The 4352-nt window shown below is 45.6% G+C and carries 6 protein-coding genes; 5 read left to right on the plus strand and 1 reads right to left on the minus strand.

All coding sequences use genetic code 11. The features are described from left to right. On the plus strand, positions 1 to 705 hold a 705-nt coding region (locus B4K20_RS08725; protein WP_289282601.1), incomplete at its 5' end, for a succinylglutamate desuccinylase/aspartoacylase family protein. Between the two features lie 84 nt (positions 706 to 789). On the opposite strand, the gene B4K20_RS08730 is transcribed toward B4K20_RS08725, so the two are convergent. Beyond that, a complete protein-coding gene (locus tag B4K20_RS08730) occupies positions 790 to 1422 on the minus strand; it encodes an SDR family oxidoreductase (RefSeq protein WP_289282602.1) in 633 nt (210 codons plus the stop codon). 234 nt (positions 1423 to 1656) lie between these two features. On the opposite strand from B4K20_RS08730, the gene B4K20_RS08735 reads away from it, so the two are divergent. The 4 genes from B4K20_RS08735 to B4K20_RS08750 form a co-directional block, all read left to right on the plus strand. Continuing rightward, complete coding sequence (locus B4K20_RS08735; protein ID WP_289282603.1) at positions 1657 to 2382, plus strand: hypothetical protein; 726 nt, start codon at positions 1657 to 1659, stop codon at positions 2380 to 2382. 156 nt (positions 2383 to 2538) lie between these two features. Further along, on the plus strand, positions 2539 to 3240 hold the full coding sequence (locus B4K20_RS08740; RefSeq protein ID WP_289244192.1) for a phosphatase PAP2 family protein: 702 nt from the start codon (positions 2539 to 2541) through the stop codon (positions 3238 to 3240). Positions 3241 to 3246: 6 nt separating this feature from the next. After that, positions 3247 to 4032: a DUF1206 domain-containing protein gene (locus tag B4K20_RS08745; RefSeq protein WP_289282604.1), complete on the plus strand. Its 786-nt coding sequence runs from the start codon at positions 3247 to 3249 to the stop codon at positions 4030 to 4032. A 24-nt stretch (positions 4033 to 4056) separates the two neighbouring features. Then, positions 4057 to 4352, plus strand: a 296-nt coding sequence (locus B4K20_RS08750; protein ID WP_289282605.1) for a diacylglycerol/lipid kinase family protein, incomplete at its 3' end; no start/stop codon positions are given.

Consider the following 4352-nt stretch of genomic DNA (forward strand, 5'->3'; position numbering starts at 1 on the left):
CGTGTTGCTCTGCATCCAGCGGATAATAAAAACCTGAATCGTGAATTTCCAGGTGATAAGAATGGCACGCCGACCGAACAGCTGGCTGAATTTTTTACCCGTGAATTCATCAGTAAGATGGACTTCCTTATCGATATGCATTCTGGTAGCTGGAATCAGCAACTACTACCACACGTTTATTCCCCCTTTGTAGATAGCGAAGAATTGGATGAGCTGACCTTTGAGTTTGCTAAAGCGACAGGTATGCAACATATCGTGATGTATGGTGAACGACCACGTGATCCAGCTAATTCAATTTCTTATCCGAATACGGCGATGACGCATGGAAAACCAGGACTGACCACTGAAATTGGTCATCTGGGTCAAAGTGATGAAGCGTTTGTTGAAGCGACGCTTGAACTGTCACGTAACGCGCTCTATTTTCTGGATATGTTGCCGGGTGAGCCGACCCCGCATCCAGCCCCTGTGATTTATGACAAACTGAAATCAGTCGTCAGCCCTGTTGATGGTTTATTTACTCCCCGCGTTGAAATTGGCAGTGTGGTAGAAAAAGGCACCATCGTCGGTGAGGTGAGAGATTATTTTGGCAATGTGGTTACTGAGTTAACTTCTCCAATAAACGGCACCGTGATGATGATTAACGAAACCCCACCTGTTAAAGCGGGTGAAAGTCCAATGACAATTGGGATAGAGCAGGAAGTTTAAGTCAGCATTAAGTAGACAAATATTGAATAACACCTCGGCCAATTAAACGTCTGGCCGAGGTGTTTATCGTCTTGGTGACAGCTATTACCAGCTAAGCTCTGGGTCGATACATTGATAAATTTGCCCCACACTCTGTTCAGTATTGAGTAGCTCATGGGCCAGTCTCGCTACTTCTTTCCGGTGAATCAAACCATGGACTTCCTGGTGTTGTGAAAGCTGACCGGTGTGGGTGAGATCACCGTCTTTCAGGCCGCCAGGGCGCAGAATGGTGTAATCAAGCGTACTTGTTTGCAGCCAGGACTCGGCTAGTGACTTCTCTCTTGCCGTTGCCCCAAACCCTTGTTTAGAGCGCTCAGACAAATATTGCCATGAATCACCACAACCTAGGGATGTCACCAGTAGAAAGCGCTTGATATCGTGAACTTCCATGGCATTAATCAGGTAGCGATGACCGATATAATCCACTGGTACGTCAGCACGATAACTGCCCATGGTCGAGATGACCCAAGCCTCTTTTGGCAGGCTGGATACCGTCTGTTCTACCTGCGATTGAATGGTGGCGTCACAACTTAGTGCCTGCACTTTTAGCTCGGCTAAACGTGGGTTTTTTGCGGGGTCTCTAGCGACACCTATTACTTCAAAACCCTGCTCATGAAAATACTCCACCATGGCAGCGCCTAAACCACTGGCCGCACCGAAAATAACAACCGTTTGCATACTTTCTCCTAGTTTGAACAGGTGATTAGTGTCTATTGATTCTGGAAGAAATACCAGTGACCCCATCATACAAATCCGGTAGAACTATGAATATGGAAAAAGTCATGGTTGGGAAACCATTTTGTCCTGATTTCTGAACCGAATAGGGCAAAGCTTCAAACGCCAATGAACCATATGAATTAAGTGGCTGGCACCAATAAAACAAAAATAGATTAAACATCCATAGGAGAAAGTATGAGAGAAAGAGTAAGAATGCAGTTGCTGGTATTTATCACCTTAATAGTGATGGGGCATGCTGCATTAGCTGAATCGCAAAAAGAGAGAAACAACCTGAACGGTTTTTGGGTGGAAACCTCTGGCAGAGGGGTATTGACGATTGACGGTGATATAGCGACTTTTTCTTCAAAGGGTGATTTGCAGGCTTCGGATCGATATCAGGTCGAGCAGAACGGCAATAAAGTGACACTGATGCCAGGTAAAAACAGTGTCACATTTCATAAAACAATGACTACCACCATTGACTGGAATAAGCCTGTGCTGAGCCTTAAACACAATCGTTATACATTCGTACCGGCACCAGAAATAAAAGCTGCTGAGCTGGACGGTTACTGGGCTGAAAAAAGCAAAACAGGCAATACGTTGGAAATACGGGCGATGGAGTACAAAGATCAGGCGAGTCGCTATGATTTCTATTGGTGGAAGGTGAATAACGGCTATGCGAGTTTTCAACAAGGTGTGGATGAAGATGTACCACTCAAAATCGTCAATGGTTTTGTTTTTACTAACCCCAACTTGTCTGATGCCTATCGTCATTACGCCATAAAACGTGAAGGTAACACCATTTATTATGTCGATAGTAATGGTGCAACCTGGTCAGAAACTAAAACCAAGACGCTCAAACAATATCAACCACCCAAAGGTTATAGAGATATGACGGCCATCGTCGAGCAATATCAGTGATCTTCCTTCATCATGAATAACGCTTAATATTAAGGGGCTAAAGTGATGGCCCTTTTTTATTTCCCGTGGTGATAGTTTTATCCAGGTTAGTGACGTCTTTCACATTTGCAGATAAGGTAGAGCGACTTCATCATTTTCATAGCAATAAGGATGCGTATGCAGAGATTACTGACTTGGTTTGGACGACGAGAACTCGCATTTTGGATTGTGCTGCTGTTGCTGTCAGGCTCTATGTGGTTATTCATGGAAGTGGCCGACGAAGTCATGGAAGGTGAGACTCAAGCGATTGATGAAAGGATTTTGTTGTCTTTACGTCATGCTGATAACCCTGAAGAACTGTTGGGCCCACCCTGGTTAGAACAAGTCGGGCATGACATCACCGCGCTTGGTGGCAATACCGTGCTGACATTGCTCAGCGTTTGGGTGATGATTTTCTTATTACTGATTCATAAACGTAAATTAGCCTTGGTCGTGCTATTGGCCACCGGCGGCGCATTACTTGCCAGCTTTATGTTGAAGAGTGGCTTTGACAGGGCAAGACCGGATTTAGTGACACACGCCACCATGGTTTACACATCAAGCTTTCCCAGCGGGCACTCTATGTTATCAGCCAGTACTTACCTGACACTGGGGGCTTTGCTGGCACAGTTTCAAACCAGCTGGCAGGTGAAAATACTCATTATTTGTACATCTATTCTGCTAACAGTATTGGTCGGTATCAGCCGTGTTTATCTGGGCGTGCATTGGCCGACAGATGTTGTCGCTGGTTGGACGGTAGGTTCTGCTTGGGCCCTTATGTGTTGGTATCTGTCTCGTCAGTTTGTGCATGAAAAAATCGACACGGTGTCGAATGAGTAATCAGCTTTGAGTCACTCAACGACATATCAAATTCTGGCACGGATGGGCTATGCTGCCAGAGGGCTTATCTATGTCACTATCGGCGTGTTGGCTTTTCTCTCTACGCTAGGATTGGGAGGAGAAGAGGCGAGTAGCAAAGGTGCCATTCTCAATCTCAAAGAGCAGCCTTTTGGTCAAACGCTGTTAGTCATCCTGATTATTGGTTTGCTTGGCTACATTATTTGGCGCTTTACTCAAGGCATCAAAGATGCCGACGGGCATGGTCATTCGTTTAAAGGCTTGGTTGTGCGTGGTTCCTTAATCGTAAGTGCCATCACTCACAGTATTCTTTGTTACTGGACCATCAAATTATTGCTTCATAACACAGAGGACTCTTCTGGCGATTCGGCATCTTCCAGCCTCTCGGCCTATCTGGGATCAGACATCACGGCTTTCGTCGTTGGTATTATTGGCTTCATATTAGTTGGTGTGGGTGTTGCTCACTTGTTTAAAGGCTATAAAGCTCGATTTGAGCAATATATGGCCATACCTCAAGCACATTATCACTGGATGAAGAAAGTTTGTCAGTTTGGGCTGATATCGAGAGGCATCGTCTGGTGCATTATTGGTTGGGTCGTGCTGCGTTCCGCTTTTATTTCTGGCACCAGTGAAAATAAAGGGATCAGTGACGCGTTGGAATGGTTACAGACAACACCTTTTGGCAGTTGGCTCACCATGACGGTGGCTGTAGGTTTAATAGCTTTTGGTCTTTATAGCTTTCTGGAAGCGGTATATCGCCGTGTTGAGCATTAGGCGATCACATACAGGGAATAATATATGCAGCACGCCTTGATACTGATTAACCCTCACAGCCGTAACGGCAGTGAAGATGCTTTGCAAGAAGCCATAGAAACACTAAAGTCTGGCGGGTTTGAGGTTTCAGTGAAAGAAACCGAAAGCGAAGATCACTTAGTCACACTCATTGAAAATTATGAAGATGAGGATGGTGTGATTATCCTCGCTGGTGGTGATGGCACTATCAGCACGGGGCTGGAAGCCATACATAAATATCAACGCACCATGGCGATATTCCCGCTGGGCACAGCCAATGATCTGGCGCGATCGCTGGGTGT

The sequence above is a fragment of the Methylophaga sp. UBA5088 genome, from assembly GCF_002414625.1.
GTDB classification, from domain to species: domain Bacteria; phylum Pseudomonadota; class Gammaproteobacteria; order Nitrosococcales; family Methylophagaceae; genus Methylophaga; species Methylophaga marina.